The organism is Variovorax gossypii, from assembly GCF_003965815.1.
GTDB lineage: Bacteria > Pseudomonadota > Gammaproteobacteria > Burkholderiales > Burkholderiaceae_C > Variovorax > Variovorax gossypii.
This window is the reverse complement of sequence record NZ_RXOE01000002.1, coordinates 1,387,087-1,402,485: the sequence shown is the minus strand read 5'-3', so window position 1 is coordinate 1,402,485 and position 15,399 is coordinate 1,387,087. Positions and strand designations below refer to the sequence as shown.

Genomic DNA, 15,399 nt, shown 5'->3' with positions numbered 1-15,399 from the left:
GCACCGATGACCGCCTCCGCACCCACACCGCCCTCCTCCTCTCCCGACAATTCCGAAAGCCTGGCCGATCTGCGCGTGCAGATCGACTCGCTCGACCAGCGACTGCTCAGCCTGCTCAACGAGCGGGCCCACGTGGCCGAGCTGGTCGGCGAGGTCAAGAAGCGCGAGGGCACGCCGTACTTCCGCCCCGATCGCGTGGCGCAGGTCATCGACAAGATGCAGAAGAGCAATGGCGGCCCGCTCAAGGACATCCACGTGGCCGCCATCTGGCGCGAGATCATGTCGGCCTGCCTGGCGCTCGAGTCGCCGCAGCGCGTGGCCGTGCTCGGCCCCGAAGGCACTTTCTGCGAGCAGGCCGCCATCGAGTACTTCGGCGGCGCCGCCGACCTGATCTACTGCGCCAGCTTCGACGAGGTGTTCCACGCCACCGCCGCGGGCAGCGCCCAGTACGGCGTTGTCGGCGTCGAGAACTCGACCGAAGGCGTGGTCACGCGTTCGCTCGACCTCTTCCTGCACTCGCCCACGCACGTCGTCGGCGAAGTCAGCCTGCTGGTTCGCCATCACCTGCTGCGCAGCAGCAACTCGCTCGAAGGCATCGAGGCCGTGCTGGCCCATCCCCAGGCGCTGGCGCAATGCCAGACCTGGCTGTCCAAGCACCTGCCCAACGCCGAGCGGCGCGCCGTGTCGAGCAACGCCGAGGGCGCCCGCCTCGCCGCCACCAATCCGAACTGGGCCGCGCTGGCCGGCGAACGCGCCGCCACGCGCTTCGGCCTGCACATCGTGGCGCATGCGATCCAGGACGACTCCTACAACCGTACCCGCTTCTCGGTGATCTGCCTGCCGCAGACGCTGGCCATGCCGCCGGCATCGGGCCGCGACTGCACGAGCCTGATCGTCTCGGTGCCGAACCGCCCCGGCGCGGTGCACGACCTGCTGGTGCCGCTGAAGGTCAACAACGTCTCGATGACGCGCTTCGAGTCGCGCCCCGCGCGCACCGGCCAGTGGGAGTACTACTTCTACATCGACCTCGACGGCCACCCCTCGCAGCCCAACGTGGCTGCCGCGCTGGCCGAACTGCGCGGACTCTGCGCCTTCTACAAGGTGCTCGGCGCATACCCCGTCAAGGCCTGAACGGCAGGCAGACACACAGAGACAGCATGTTCGAACAACTGGGACTGATCGGCTGCGGCCTGATGGGCGGCTCCTTCGCGCTCGCACTCAAGCGCGCGAAGCTGGTGAAACGCGTGGTGGGCTACAGCAAGTCGCCCTCCACCACCGAACGGGCGCGCCAGCTCGGCGTGATCGACGTGGCGGCGCCTTCGGCGCTGCTGGCGGTGTCGGGCGCCGACATCGTGCTGCTGGCGGTGCCGGTGGCCGCGTCGGAGGCCACTTTCAAGGCCATCCGCCACGGCATCTCGAGCGAGACGCTGGTCATGGACGTGGGCTCGACCAAGGGCGACGTGATCGAGGCCGCACGCAACGGCCTGCAGCGCCAGTTCGCGAGCTTCGTTCCAGCGCACCCCATTGCCGGCAAGGAGCTCTCGGGCATCGAGCATGCCGAGGCCTCGCTCTTCACCGGCCGCCAGGTCGTGCTGACTCCCGTGAAGACCACGCTGCGCTCGAACGTGCAGCGTGCCACGCAGGTCTGGAGCGGCATCGGCGCCAACGTCGTCACCATGACGCACGAGGAGCACGACGGTGCCTTCGCCGCCGTGAGCCATTTGCCGCACCTGCTGGCCTTCGCGTACATCAACGGCCTGGCCGCGCAGCCGCAGGGCGAGCGCTTCCTGAGCCTGGCGGGGCCGGGCTTCCGCGACTTCTCGCGCATAGCCGCGAGCGATCCGGTCATGTGGCGCGACGTGCTGCTGGCCAACCGCGAGCACGTGCTGGAGCAGTCGCGCGCCTTCCGCAAGGCCCTGGACGACTTCGAGGCGATGATGTCCGCAAGCGACCTGCAGGGCCTCGAGCTCTCCATCGCCGCGGCCAGCAAGACGCGGGCGGCCTGGAAGCCGGCCGCCGACACCGCGTCGCAGCAGCAGGACAACTGAGATGTTCTCGACGACCTTCCTCGACCTCCCGCCCCTGACGGGCGCGGCCGGCACGGTACGGCTGCCGGGTTCCAAGAGCATCTCGAACCGCGTGCTCCTGCTGGCGGCGCTCGCCAGCGGCACCACGACCATCCACGACCTGCTCGACTCCGACGACACACGCGTGATGCTCGACGCGCTGCGCGCCCTGGGCTGCGGCGTCGATCCCGACGGCAGCACGCTGCGCATCACCGGCCTCGGCGGGCAGTTGAAGCCCAATAAGGCGCTGCTCCCCCTCTTCCTCGGCAATGCCGGCACGGCCATGCGCCCGCTCACCGCGGCGCTGTCGCTGCTGGGCGGCGAATTCGAGCTCAGTGGCGTGCCGCGCATGCACGAGCGCCCCATCGGCGACCTCGTCGACGCGCTGACGCAGCTCGGCTGCCGCATCGACTACCTCGGCAACCCCGGCTACCCGCCGCTGCGCATCCGCCCGGTGCCGCATGGCGAACTGGCGCTCGACGCCCCGATCCGCGTGCGCGGCGACGTGTCGAGCCAGTTCCTCACCGCGCTGCTGCTGGCGCTGCCGATCGCGGCGGCCGGTGACATCGTGATCGAGGTGGTCGGCGAGCTGATCTCCAAGCCGTACATCGAGATCACGCTGAACCTGCTGGCGCGATTCGGCATCCAGGTGCAGCGCGAAGGCTGGGAGCGCTTCACCATCCCCGCCGGCAGCCGCTACAGCTCGCCCGGCGACATCCACGTCGAGGCCGACGCCTCGTCCGCCAGCTATTTCATCGCGCTCGGCGCCATCGCCACGGGCATTTCCGGCAAGGACGGCATCCGCATCGAGGGCGTGGGCGCGGACTCGATCCAGGGCGACATCCGCTTCATCGATGCCGCCCGCCAGATGGGCGCGATGGTCGACAGCGGGCCGAACTGGCTCGAGATCCGCCGCGGCGCCTGGCCGCTCAAGGCCATCGACCTCGACGCGAACCACATTCCGGACGCCGCGATGACGCTGGCCGTGATGGCGCTGTACGCCGACGGCCCCACCACGCTGCGCAACATCGCGAGCTGGCGCGTGAAGGAAACCGACCGCATCGACGCCATGGCCAACGAGCTGCAGAAGCTCGGCGCCACGGTCGAGGCCGGGCCCGATTTCATCCGGGTGCATCCGCTGGCGCAGGCCGGCTGGCGCGCCGCGAGCATCCGCACCTATGACGACCACCGCGTGGCCATGTGCTTCTCGCTGGCGGCGTTCAACCCGGCCGGCGTACCGGTGCGCATCCTCGATCCGCACTGCGTCGCCAAGACCTTCCCCGACTATTTCGAGACGCTCTTCTCGGTGGCCGAGACCGCCGAGGTGCCGGTGATCTGCATAGACGGCCCGACCGCCTCGGGCAAGGGCACGCTGGCGGCCGAAGTGGCGCGCCTGCTGGGCTACCACTACCTCGATTCGGGCTCGCTCTACCGCGTGACCGGCCTGGCCATGCGCCGCGCCGGCCTGAGCGCCGATTCGCAGCACGAGGCTCAGATAGCCGCCCTCGCCGCCGCCCTGCCCCTGCAGTTCACCGAGGGCAAGGTGCTGCTGGACGGGGAAGACGTCAGCGACGAGATTCGCACCGAGGCTGCCGGCATGGACGCCTCCCGCGTATCCACGCTGCCGGCCGTGCGCGAGGCGCTGCTGACCCTGCAGCAGCGTTTTCGCCAGCTGCCGGGCCTGGTGGCCGACGGCCGCGACATGGGCACCGTGATATTCCCCGACGCCACGCTCAAGGTCTTCCTCACCGCCAGCGCCGCCCAGCGTGCCGAACGGCGGCATAAGCAGTTGATTTCAAAGGGAATTTCGACTACACTCGACAGTCTTCGCTCCGACTTGGAGGCACGCGACGCCAGGGATTCTTCCCGCAGCGTCGCCCCCCTGAAGCCGGCGCAGGACGCCCGCCATCTCGACAACTCCCAGTTGTCCATCGAGCAATCGATCGATACGGTGTTGGACTGGTGGCAGGAAATTCAGCCGTTCAAGCCCGCTTGAGCGGTTTGAAGTGACAGCCTTTCAAGTCCGCTTGAAAAGCTGGCGCCAGACGGAATATCCAGAGGCGCATACCGCTCCAGCAGGCTCCTTCCGCGCGACAGCGCACCGGCCTGCTGGTTGTTCAACCAACCGGGCTCACGCCCACAAAACCGCCGTCTACAGACCCACAGCAGCCGCACGCAATTTCGCAAGAGCGCCTGCCAACCCTGCCTGACGGAAGGAAACATAAATGTCTGAATCTTTTGCCGATCTGTTCGAAGAGTCCCTGAAGCGTTCCGAAATGCGCACGGGCGAGGTCATCACCGCCGAAGTCGTGCGTGTGGAACACAACCACGTCGTCGTCAACGCCGGTCTGAAGTCCGAAGCGTACGTGCCGATCGAAGAGTTCAAGAACGACAAGGGCGAACTCGAAGTGCAGGCCGGCGACTTCGTTTCCGTTGCCATCGGCAGCGTTGAAAACGGCTACGGCGACACCATCCTCTCGCGCGACACCGCCAAGCGTCTGGCTTCGTGGCTCGCCCTCGAGAAGGCGCTGGAATCGGGCGACTTCGTCACCGGCACCACCAGCGGCAAGGTCAAGGGCGGCCTGACCGTCCTGGTCAACGGCATCCGCGCGTTCCTGCCGGGCTCGCTGATCGACACGCGTCCGATCAAGGACCTGACCCCCTACGAGAACAAGACCCTCGAATTCAAGGTCATCAAGCTGGACCGCAAGCGCAACAACGTCGTGCTGTCGCGCCGCGCCGTGGTCGAGGCCAGCATGGGCGAAGAACGCGCCAAGCTGATGGAAACGCTGAAGGAAGGCGCAGTCGTGCGCGGCGTGGTCAAGAACATCACCGAATACGGTGCGTTCGTGGACCTCGGCGGCATCGACGGCCTGCTGCACATCACCGACATGGCATGGCGTCGCGTGCGCCACCCGAGCGAAGTCGTTCAGGCCGGCCAGGAAATCACCGCCAAGATCCTCAAGTTCGACACCGAGAAGAACCGCGTGTCGCTGGGTCTGAAGCAGATGGGCGACGACCCGTGGATGGGCGTTTCGCGCCGCTACCCGCAAGGCACCCGCCTGTTCGGCAAGGTCACGAACATCGCCGACTACGGCGCGTTCGTCGAGCTCGAGCCCGGCATCGAAGGCCTGGTGCACGTCTCCGAAATGGACTGGACCAACAAGAACATCGCTCCGAACAAGATCGTCTCGCTGGGCGACGAAGTCGAAGTCATGGTCCTGGAAATCGACGAAGACAAGCGCCGCATCAGCCTGGGCATGAAGCAGTGCAAGGCCAACCCGTGGCAAGAGTTCGCTCAGAACACCAAGCGCGGCGACCGCGTCAAGGGCCCGATCAAGTCGATCACCGACTTCGGCGTGTTCGTGGGTCTGGCTGCCGGCATCGACGGCCTGGTTCACCTGTCCGACCTCTCGTGGAACGAAGCCGGCGAAACCGCCGTTCGCAACTACAAGAAGGGCCAGGAAGTCGAAGCGATCGTGCTGGCAGTCGACGTCGACCGCGAGCGCATCTCGCTGGGCATCAAGCAGCTCGACAGCGACCCGTTCACCACGTTCACCACGGTGAACGACAAGGGCCAGATCGTGACCGGCAAGGTCAAGACGGTCGACGCCCGCGGCGCCGAGATCGACCTGGGTGAGGACATCGTCGGCTACCTGCGTGCTTCGGAAATCTCGCGCGACCGCGTCGAAGATGCCCGCAACGTGCTGAAGGAAGGCGACGAAGTCACGGCCATCGTCGTGAACGTGGATCGCAAGACCCGCAACATCCAGCTGTCGATCAAGCAGAAGGACATGGTCGACGAGCAAGGCGCCATGGCCAGCCTGAGCCAGCAGTCGGCACGCGAGAACGCGGGCACGACCAGCCTGGGCGCCCTGCTGCGCGCCAAGCTGGACAACAACGACAGCAAGTAAGCTGAGCCGGAAGACAGAGCAGGCCCTGGGGCCGCTCTGTCTTTTTTTTCGTCCACGTTTTTCGTTTATGTTTGGCCTATGACACGCTCGGACCTCGTCGAAGAACTCGCAGCCCGCTTTGCACAGCTCACGCACCGCGATGCCGAATACGCCGTCAAGACCATCCTCGACGCGATGAGCGACGCGCTGGTACGCGGGCACCGCATCGAGATCCGCGGCTTCGGCAGCTTCTCGGTCAACCGACGCCCGCCGCGCATCGGCCGCAACCCGCGCTCGGGCGAGAGCGTGCAGATCCCCGAGAAGCGGGTGCCGCACTTCAAGCCTGGCAAGGCACTGCGCGAAGCCGTCGACGCAAAGACTGTCGAGCTCGACGCCAAGGACGCCAAGAGCAAACTCAAGTGACAATCGCACAGCTCCTTTCAGGGGGCCGCTGCGCGCGGCCGCCCGAAGCGGCCGGCACGCCCCCGGTAGGGGGTTGGCGAAGCGACACGAAGTGCGCGCAGCCTGGGGGCGAGCAATAATTCACCGCCAACGGGAACGTGCATGAAATACCTCCTGTGGCTGCTCAAGGCAGCCATTTTTTTTACGCTCTTCGCCTTCGCGCTGAACAACCAGCACGACGCGACCGTCTACTTCTTCTTCGGCACCTACTGGCGCGCGCCACTGGTGCTCGTGGTGCTCGCGGCCTTTGCGGGCGGGCTCGTGGTGGGAGCGCTGGGCATGCTGCCGGGCTGGTGGAAGCATCGCGCCGCGGCAGCGCAGGCACCGGCCAGCACCGAAGCCCAGCCGCCCGCACCGGCGGCCACCGCGGCAGCCGCAACCCCGGCAGCACCGACCATCTCCGCCACCGATCTCCCCGCCGTACGTCAACATGGACTTTGATCCCAGCTGGCTGCTGATCAGCCTGCCCGTCGCCTTCGTGCTGGGCTGGCTCGCATCGCGCTTCGACATCCGCCAGCTCAAGCTGGAGAACCGGCAGGCGCCCAAGGCCTACTTCCGCGGTCTCAACTTCCTGCTCAACGAACAGCAGGACCAGGCCATCGACGCCTTCATCGAGGCCGTGCAGAACGACCCCGACACGCAGGAACTGCACTTCGCGCTCGGCAACCTGTTCCGCCGCCGCGGCGAGTACCAGCGCGCCGTGCGCGTGCACGAGCACCTGTTGGGACGTGGCGACCTGAGCCGCAGCGACCGCGAGCGCGCGCAGCACGCACTCGCGCAAGACTTCCTTCGCGCCGGCCTGCTCGACCGCGCCGAGGCCGCGCTGCAGAAGCTCGAAGGCACGCGCTACGAGAACGAGGCACGGCTCGCGCTGCTCGCCATCTACGAGCGCTCGCGCGAATGGGCGCAGGCCGCCGACGTGGCGCAGAAGCTCGACGAGTCCGACCAGGCCAGCTACAGCACGCGCCGCGCGCACCACCTCTGCGAGCAGGCGACGGAACGCGTCGCCGCAGGCGACCTGCCCGGCGCCGAAAAGCTGCTGGCGCAGGCCGTCGAGCTGGCGCCCCAAGCTCCACGCCCGGCCATCGACACCGCCAGCCTGCAGATGCGCAAGGGCGACGCGAACGCGGCCTTCGACACGCTCGTGGCCCTGAGCGACACCGCGCCGCTGGCGCTGCCGCTCTATGCCGCCACGCTGCAGCAGGCCGCCGTGGCCGCGCATCGCGAGGCCGATGCGCTCGAACTGCTGCAGCGGCGCTATGTCGAGTCGCCTTCCATCGACGTGCTCGAGGCGCTGATGGCGCTCGGCGGCAAGCCGTCCGCGACCACGGAAGAACCGAACCCCACGCCGCGCGACGGCTACATTGCACATCTCGCGCAGCAGCCCTCGCTGGTCGCCGCGTCGCGCTGGCTCGCGGGCGAAAAGTTCGAGCACGAGCAGTTCCATCCGCAGGTGCAGCGCGCGCTCGACCAGGCCACGCGTCCGCTCATGCGCTACCGCTGCGCGGCCTGCGGTTTCGAGGCACACCAGTACTTCTGGCACTGCCCCGGCTGCCAGGCCTGGGACAGCTATCCGCCGCGCCGCGTCGAAGAACTCTGATCACTTTTCTGAACAATGGTCACGTGGAGGCCGGCACGGCCTTCATGCGTCAACGCCCTGCTTTCGTGTCTCGTTGAGCGCGGGCCGACATTTCCGTCGGCTGTCACTCATCAACAAGATTCAGGGAGTTTTAATTACCATGTTCAAGAAGATCCTGGCTACCACGGCCATGCTGTTCGCGGTCGCATCGTTCGCCGCCGTCGACGTCAACAAGGGCACGGAAGCCGATCTCGACGGCATCAAGGGCGTCGGCCCGTCGATGTCCAAGCGCATCCTCGATGCACGCAAGACGGGCGAGTTCAAGGACTGGCCCGACTTCATGCAGCGCGTGAAGGGCGTGAAGGAGAAGAAGGCGGCCAAGCTCTCGGCAGAAGGCCTGACCGTCAACGGCAAGAGCTTCGGCGACGCGGCGCCCGCCCCATCGAAGGGAGAGAAGGGAACGAAGGAAGCGAAGGCCGCCAAGCCCTGATTCCGCTTAGGTAGAAATATGCAAAGCCGCCTTCGGGCGGCTTTTTCATGCGCGCGAGCATGCACGCGATGGCAGGGAAAAGCCTCAGGAAGTGGCCCGGAATTTGCACGTAAGCTTCCTTTCGTTTTGCTTTCACTACATTCCGGAGCGAGTCAATGAATCACAAGTTCGGCATTGCCCTCGCGGGCCTCACCCTCGGCGCCGCGGCCTTCGCCCAGACCAAGTGGGACCTCCCCACCGCCTACCCGGCAACCAACTACCACACGGAAAACATCACGCAGTTCGCGAAGGACGTCGACGCGGCCACGGGCGGCAAGGTGAAGATCACGGTGCATGCCAACGCTTCGCTGTTCAAGGCGCCCGAGATCAAGCGCGCGGTGCAGAGCGGCCAGGCGCAGGCCGGCGAGATCCTGCTGGCCAACTTCGCCAACGAGAACCCGATCTACGCGCTCGACGGCGTTCCCTTCCTCGCCACCACCTACCCCGACGCCAGGAAGCTCTACGACGCATCGAAGCCCGCCATGGAGAAGCTGCTCGCGGCCCAGGGCATCAAGGTGCTCTTCGTGGTGCCGTGGGCGCCGCAGGGCATCTACACCAAAAAGGAAATCGGCTCGGTGGCCGATCTGCGCGGCATCAAGTGGCGTGCCTACAGCCCGGCCACAGCCAAGATCGCCGAACTCATCGGCGCGCAGCCGGTGCAGATCCAGCAGGCCGAACTCAGCGCGGCCATGGCCACGGGCGTGATCGAGAGCTACATGAGCTCCGGCTCCACCGGCTACGACACCAAGACCTACGAGCACATCAAGAACTTCTACGACACGCAGGCCTGGATCCCCAAGAACGCGATCCTCGTGAATGCCAAGGCCTTCGACGCGCTCGACGCGACCACCAAGGCCGCCGTCACCAAGGCCGCAGCCGATGCCGAGGCACGCGGCTGGAAGGTGGCCCAGGAGAAGAACGAGGAATACAAGCGCCTGCTCGCCGAGCGCGGCATGAAGATCCACAAGCCCTCGCCCAAGCTCGACGCCGACATGCGCCAGGTCGGCGGGATCATGCAGGCCGACTGGCTGAAGGTGGCCGGTGCCGATGGCGCCGCCATCGTCGACACCTACAAGAAGAAATGATGACTCCCCCACGCTCATCGCTTCGCGTATCGCTGCCCCCCGAGGGGGCGCAGGCCTCCCTTGGGGCGGCCCGGCGGGAGACCTGAGCCATGCGCCGATTCCTCGACCGCCTGTACGACGGTGCAGGCGCGCTGGGCGCGCTCTGCGTGTTCCTGATCTTCGTGCTGATGATCCTGGCCGGCGTGGGCCGGCAGATGAACTGGCATGTGAGCGGCCTCAACGACGTGGTGGCCTGGCTGTGCGCCGCCGCCGCGTTCTTCGCGATGGCGCATGCGTTCCGCCACGGCGACTTCGTGCGCGTGACGCTGCTGCTGGAAGCGGTGTCGCCCAAGGTGCGCCGCGCGCTCGACGTGACCTGCCTGCTGATCGCCGCGGTGTCGGTGGCTTACCTCACCTACTGGGCCACCAGCTTCACTTATGAAAGCTACGAGTTCGCCGAGATGGCGACAGGCCTGGTCGTCATTCCGATCTGGATTCCGCAATCGACCTTCGTGATCGGCTGCTGGCTGCTGCTGATCGCCATGATCGACGAGCTGGTCGGCGTGGTGCGCGGCGAGAAGCCCAGCTACCAGCGCGCCATCGAGGAGCGCCACGCGGCGGGCGACTTCTCCTCCGACGTCTGAGCGCACACGACACAACGACAACAACAGCAAAGACACCCGATGTTCGAAAACCTCTGGATGGGCGCGCTGCTGCTCGCGATCATGCTGCTGCTCCTGGCGGGCGGCGTATGGATCGCGATGACACTGGCCATCGTCGGCTGGGTCGGCCAGGCCTTCTTCACCAACACGCTGCCGGGCAAGAACCTGTTCTCGGCCTTCTGGGAGAGCAATGCAAGCTGGGAGCTGGCGGCGCTGCCGCTCTTCATATGGATGGGCGAGATCCTGTTCCGTACCAAGCTCAGCGAGGAGATGTTCGAGGGCCTGCGCCCCTGGCTCAACCGCGTGCCCGGCCGGCTGATGCACACCACCATCCTCGGCTGCGGCGTGTTCGGCTCGGTCTCGGGCTCGTCGGCCGCCACCTGCGCGACCATCGCCAAGGTGGCGCTGCCCGAGCTCAAGCGCCGCGGCTACAACGAGAAGCTGGCCATCGGCTCGCTGGCCACCGCCGGCACGCTGGGCATCCTGATCCCGCCGTCGATCACCATGGTGGTGTACGCGGTGGCGGCCGATGCCTCGATCATCCGCATCTTCCTGGCCGGCTTCCTGCCGGGACTGCTGCTGATGGTGCTGTTCTCGGGCTACATCGGCTGGTGGAGCCTGCGCAACCCGGGCCAGGTGCCGCCTGCGGATCCGCCGACGACCTTCATGGAGAAGATCCGGCTGTCGGGCAACCTCATTCCCTGCGCGCTGCTGATCGTCTTCATCGTCTGGGTGCTGGTGGCCGGCTGGGCCACCGCCACCGAGTGCGCGGCTTTCGGCGTGCTGGGCTCGCTGGCCATCGCGGCCTGGGGCCGCAGCCTCACCTGGAAGAACTTCAAGGACGGCATCATGGGCGCCACGCGCACCAGCTGCATGATCATGTTCATCCTGGCCGGCGCCGCCTTCCTCACCAAGACCATGGCCTTCACCGGCATCCCGCGCGAGCTGGCGGAATGGGTCGACAGCATGCACCTGTCGCCCTACGCGCTGATCGGCGCGCTGGTGCTGGTGTACCTGGTGCTGGGCACCGCGCTCGACGGCATCTCGATGATCGTGCTCACCAGCGCGGTGGTGCTGCCCATGATCCAGAAGGCGGGCTTCGACCTGATCTGGTTCGGCATCTTCATCGTGCTGCTGGTCGAGATCGCCGAGGTCACGCCGCCGGTGGGCTTCAACCTCTTCGTGCTGCAGAACATGACGGGCAAGGACAGCAACGTGATCGCGAAGGCGGCGATCCCGTTCTTCTTCTGCCTGGTGCTGTGCATCGTGCTGATCACGCTGTTCCCGAGCATCGTGACGATCCTGCCGGACGTCGTGATGGGCCGCGAGAAGTAGCCCGGCCGGGCCGCCGCGCGGCTTGCGGATAATCGCGGCCATGCTGCTGAACGTCATCGTCATCTGTCTCGCCGCATGCGTCGGCGCCCTCATGCGCTGGGGCTTCGCCCTCTGGCTCAACCCCGGCGGCATCCTGCCCTGGGGCACGCTGGCCGTGAACCTGATCGGCGGCTATCTCATCGGCGTGGCCATCGGCGTGTTCAGCGGCCTGCCCGACATCAACCCCGCATGGCGGCTGATGGTGATCACCGGCTTCCTCGGCACGCTCACCACCTTCTCGAGCTTCTCGGCGGAAGTCGTGGGCATGCTGACCGGCGGCCGCGTCGGACTCGCAATGGGCACCATCGCGCTGCACCTGGGCGGCTCGCTGTGCATGACGTGGCTCGGGCTGCGCACGGTTCAGGCGTTCTCCTCCTGAATCGCATGAAAACCAGGTGAAAAACTGCCTTATGTCTTGCGGTTATAGATAAGGCTTTCCATAGGGTCGGCCGATAGAATCGACCCCAATGCCCCTGGTCTTTCTCGTCGCACTCCCCTTCATCGCCAGCGTGCTGGCCGCGTTGATGCCGTCCAACGCGCGCAACAGGGAGTCAACCCTCGCAGGGCTGGTCGCGCTGGGCTGCGCCATCCAGGCCGCATGGTTCTTCCCGCAGATCGCCAACGGCGGAGTGCTGCGGCAGCAGATCGAATGGCTGCCGGCCCTGGGCCTCAATCTCGTGTTCCGCATGGACGGCTTCGCATGGCTGTTCTGCATGCTGGTACTGGGCATCGGCGCGCTGGTGGTGCTGTATGCGCGCTACTACATGTCGGCCTCCGACCCGGTGCCGCGCTTCTTCTCCTTCTTCCTCGCGTTCATGGGCGCGATGATGGGCGTGGTGCTCTCGGGCAACCTCATCCAGATGGTGCTGTTCTGGGAGCTCACCAGCCTGTTCTCGTTCCTGCTGATCGGCTACTGGCACCATCGCCGCGACGCACGGCGCGGCGCGCGCATGGCGCTCACCGTCACCGGCGCGGGCGGGCTGTGCCTGCTGGCCGGCGTGCTGGTGCTGGGCCGCATCACCGGCAGCTACGAGCTCGACAAGGTGCTGGCCTCGGGCGATCTCATCCGCGCACACGAGCTCTACCCGGCCGCGCTCACGCTGATATTGCTCGGCGCCTTCACCAAGAGCGCGCAGTTCCCGTTCCATTTCTGGCTGCCGCGCGCCATGGCCGCGCCCACGCCGGTGTCGGCCTACCTGCACTCGGCCACCATGGTGAAGCTGGGCGTGTTCCTGATGGCGCGGCTGTGGCCCGTGCTCTCGGGCACCGAGCAGTGGTTCTGGATGGTGGGCGGCGCCGGTGCCATCACGCTGCTGCTCGGCGGCTTCATCGCGATGTTCCAGCGCGACCTGAAGGCGCTGCTGGCCTACTCCACCATCTCGCACCTCGGACTCATCACGCTGCTGCTGGGCCTGAACAGCCCGCTCGCGGCGGTGGCGGCGGTCTTCCACGTGATGAATCACGCCACCTTCAAGGCGTCGCTCTTCATGGCGGCCGGCATCATCGACCACGAGACCGGCACGCGCGACATCCGCAAGCTCAGCGGCCTGATGCGGCTCATGCCCATCACCGGCACGCTGGCCATCATCGCCAGCGCCTCTATGGCCGGCGTGCCGCTGCTCAACGGCTTTCTCTCGAAGGAAATGTTCTTCGCCGAGACGGTGTTCATCCAGGCCACGCCGTGGGTCGACTCCAGCCTGCCGCTGATCGCCACGCTCGCCGGCATCTTCAGCGTGGCCTACTCGGCGCGCTTCGTGTTCGACGTGTTCTTCGGCCCGCCCTGCGGCGACGAGGTGCCCAAGCATCCGCACGAGCCTCCGCACTGGATGCGCGTGCCGGTCGAGCTTCTGGTGCTGGTGTGCCTGGTAGTGGGGGTGGCGCCGGCGTGGTCCGTCGGGCCGATGCTCGCGGCGGCCGCCACGCCTGTCGTCGGCGGCACGCTGCCCGAATACAGCCTGGCCGTGTGGCACGGCTTCAACCTGCCGCTGCTGATGAGCTTCGTGGCGCTGGCGGGCGGCGCCGCGCTGTACCTGCTGCAGCGCCGCCAGCGCGCGCGCGGCGGCCTCGAGAACACGCCGCTGCTGCACCGCTTCGACGGCCAGGTCATCTTCGAGCACCTCATCGCGCTGCTGAGCGAAGCCGGCCGCCGCAGCCGCCGCCTCTTCGGCACGAAGCGCATGCAGTGGCAGTTGCTGCTGCTGGTGGTGGTGGCCGTCGCGGGCGCAAGCGCTTCGCTGTGGCTCACGCCCGCCGCGCCCGGCACGCGCGAGCTGCTGCCCTTCTCGCCGATGTTCGCCATGACCTGGCTCATCGGCGGCACCTGCGCGGTGGCTGCCGCGTGGCAGGCCAAGTTCCACCGGCTGGCGGCGCTGATGCTGGCTGCGGGCGCGGGCCTGGTCTCGTGCGTCACCTACATCTGGTTCTCGGCCCCCGACCTCGCGCTGACGCAACTGGTGGTCGAGGCCGTCACCACCGTGCTGATCCTGCTGGGCCTGCGCTGGCTGCCGATGCGCAGCAAGGACGTGGTGCAGCCCGCGCGCGCACGGCTCAAGCCCTGGGGCCGCCGCGGCCGCGACCTGCTGATCGCCGCCATCGCGGGCAGCGGCATGGCCGCGCTGGCCTGGGCCATGATGACGCGCACCTTCCCGCAGAGCATCTCGCCCTTCTTCCTCGAGCGCGCGCTCACCGAGGGCGGCGGCACCAACGTGGTCAACGTGATGCTGGTCGACTTCCGCGGCTTCGACACCTTCGGCGAGATCACCGTGCTGGGCATCGTGGCGCTCACCGTGTATGCGCTGCTGCGGCGCTTCCGCCCCGCCATCGAATCGATGGCGCTGCCGATCCAGCAGCGGCTGCAGGCCGACGACGGCAGCAGCGACCTGCTGAACCCGCGCCGCGCCAAGGACACCGCCGTGGGCTACCTGATGGTGCCGGCCGTGCTGGTGCGGCTGCTGCTGCCCGTCTCGGTGCTGGTGTCGGTCTACTTCTTCATGCGCGGCCACAACGCGCCGGGCGGCGGCTTCGTCGCGGGCCTGGTGATGTCGGTCGCGCTGGTGCTGCAGTTCATCGTGTCGGGCACCGAATGGGTGGAAGAGCACCTGCGCATCTACCCGCGCCGCTGGATCGCCATCGGCCTGCTGCTGGCGCTGGCCACCGGCGGCGGTGCCGTGTTCTTCGGCTACCCGTTCCTCACCACGCACACCGCGCACCTGCACCTGCCGCTGCTGGGCGAAGTGCACGTGCCCAGCGCCCTCTTCTTCGACATCGGCGTGTTCGCGCTGGTGCTCGGCGCCACCATGCTGATCCTGACCGCGCTGGCCCACCAGTCGATACGAAGCCACCGCTGGGCCGACGAGCAAACCGAAAAAGAAGCCGAGGCTGCCGCCGCTACCGCCGAGGGAGGAGCCAGCTGATGGAAATCGTGCTCGCACTCGCCATCGGCGTGCTCACCGGCTCGGGCGTCTACATGCTGCTGCGCCCGCGCACCTTCCAGGTCATCATGGGCCTGACGCTGATCTCGTACGCGGTCAATCTCTTCATCTTCAGCATGGGGCGGCTCAAGGTCGACAGCGAGCCGGTGCTCATCAAGGGCCTCACCGCCACGCTGGCCAACACGGCCGACCCGATGCCGCAGGCGCTGGTGCTCACCGCCATCGTGATCGGCTTCGCGATGACGGCACTCTTCCTCGTCGTGATGCTCGCCTCGCGCGGCATCACCGGCACCGACCACGTGGACGGTGAAGAACGGCAGGAGGCGGAGTGACGGAACT

General features: G+C 67.1%; 14 protein-coding genes. All 14 read left to right on the top strand.

Annotated elements, in window-relative coordinates:
• Nucleotides 1-6 precede the first annotated feature (6 nt).
• The 14 genes from pheA (at nucleotide 7) to EJP69_RS14020 (ending at nucleotide 15,392) form a co-directional block, all read left to right on the top strand.
• Nucleotides 7-1,131, top strand: coding sequence for a prephenate dehydratase (pheA, locus tag EJP69_RS14085; RefSeq protein WP_093199070.1), 1,125 nt, complete (start codon nucleotides 7-9; stop codon nucleotides 1,129-1,131).
• Between the two features lie 26 nt (nucleotides 1,132-1,157).
• Complete coding sequence (locus EJP69_RS14080) at nucleotides 1,158-2,048, top strand: prephenate dehydrogenase (RefSeq protein ID WP_093199067.1); 891 nt, start codon at nucleotides 1,158-1,160, stop codon at nucleotides 2,046-2,048.
• Nucleotide 2,049: 1 nt separating this feature from the next.
• A complete protein-coding gene (locus tag EJP69_RS14075) occupies nucleotides 2,050-4,062 on the top strand; it encodes a bifunctional 3-phosphoshikimate 1-carboxyvinyltransferase/cytidylate kinase (RefSeq protein WP_126470714.1) in 2,013 nt (670 codons plus the stop codon).
• A 229-nt stretch (nucleotides 4,063-4,291) separates the two neighbouring features.
• Complete coding sequence (gene rpsA, locus EJP69_RS14070) at nucleotides 4,292-5,980, top strand: 30S ribosomal protein S1 (RefSeq protein ID WP_019654767.1); 1,689 nt, start codon at nucleotides 4,292-4,294, stop codon at nucleotides 5,978-5,980.
• Between the two features lie 78 nt (nucleotides 5,981-6,058).
• Complete coding sequence (locus tag EJP69_RS14065; protein ID WP_093301107.1) at nucleotides 6,059-6,382, top strand: integration host factor subunit beta; 324 nt, start codon at nucleotides 6,059-6,061, stop codon at nucleotides 6,380-6,382.
• Between the two features lie 141 nt (nucleotides 6,383-6,523).
• A complete protein-coding gene (locus tag EJP69_RS14060) occupies nucleotides 6,524-6,862 on the top strand; it encodes a LapA family protein (RefSeq protein ID WP_093199060.1) in 339 nt (112 codons plus the stop codon).
• Nucleotides 6,852-8,021, top strand: coding sequence for a lipopolysaccharide assembly protein LapB (lapB, locus tag EJP69_RS14055; protein ID WP_093301108.1), 1,170 nt, complete (start codon nucleotides 6,852-6,854; stop codon nucleotides 8,019-8,021). The genes EJP69_RS14060 and lapB overlap by 11 nt, the downstream gene beginning before the upstream one ends.
• A 139-nt stretch (nucleotides 8,022-8,160) precedes the next feature.
• The gene (locus EJP69_RS14050; RefSeq protein ID WP_093301110.1) at nucleotides 8,161-8,490 is read left to right on the top strand and encodes a ComEA family DNA-binding protein; all 330 of its coding nucleotides are present in this window, start codon (nucleotides 8,161-8,163) and stop codon (nucleotides 8,488-8,490) included.
• Between the two features lie 155 nt (nucleotides 8,491-8,645).
• The gene (locus EJP69_RS14045; RefSeq protein WP_093199053.1) at nucleotides 8,646-9,614 is read left to right on the top strand and encodes a TRAP transporter substrate-binding protein; all 969 of its coding nucleotides are present in this window, start codon (nucleotides 8,646-8,648) and stop codon (nucleotides 9,612-9,614) included.
• Between the two features lie 89 nt (nucleotides 9,615-9,703).
• Nucleotides 9,704-10,237, top strand: coding sequence for a TRAP transporter small permease (locus tag EJP69_RS14040; RefSeq protein ID WP_093199050.1), 534 nt, complete (start codon nucleotides 9,704-9,706; stop codon nucleotides 10,235-10,237).
• Nucleotides 10,238-10,276: 39 nt separating this feature from the next.
• On the top strand, nucleotides 10,277-11,590 hold the full coding sequence (locus EJP69_RS14035; protein WP_176947441.1) for a TRAP transporter large permease: 1,314 nt from the start codon (nucleotides 10,277-10,279) through the stop codon (nucleotides 11,588-11,590).
• 40 nt (nucleotides 11,591-11,630) lie between these two features.
• On the top strand, nucleotides 11,631-12,008 hold the full coding sequence (gene crcB, locus EJP69_RS14030; RefSeq protein WP_093301113.1) for a fluoride efflux transporter CrcB: 378 nt from the start codon (nucleotides 11,631-11,633) through the stop codon (nucleotides 12,006-12,008).
• Nucleotides 12,009-12,096: 88 nt separating this feature from the next.
• Nucleotides 12,097-15,042, top strand: coding sequence for a monovalent cation/H+ antiporter subunit A (locus EJP69_RS14025; RefSeq protein WP_126470711.1), 2,946 nt, complete (start codon nucleotides 12,097-12,099; stop codon nucleotides 15,040-15,042).
• Entirely contained in the window at nucleotides 15,042-15,392 is a 351-nt protein-coding gene (locus EJP69_RS14020; RefSeq protein WP_093199043.1) for a Na+/H+ antiporter subunit C, read from the top strand. Before EJP69_RS14025 ends, EJP69_RS14020 begins: the two co-directional genes overlap by 1 nt.
• Nucleotides 15,393-15,399: the final 7 nt, after the last annotated feature.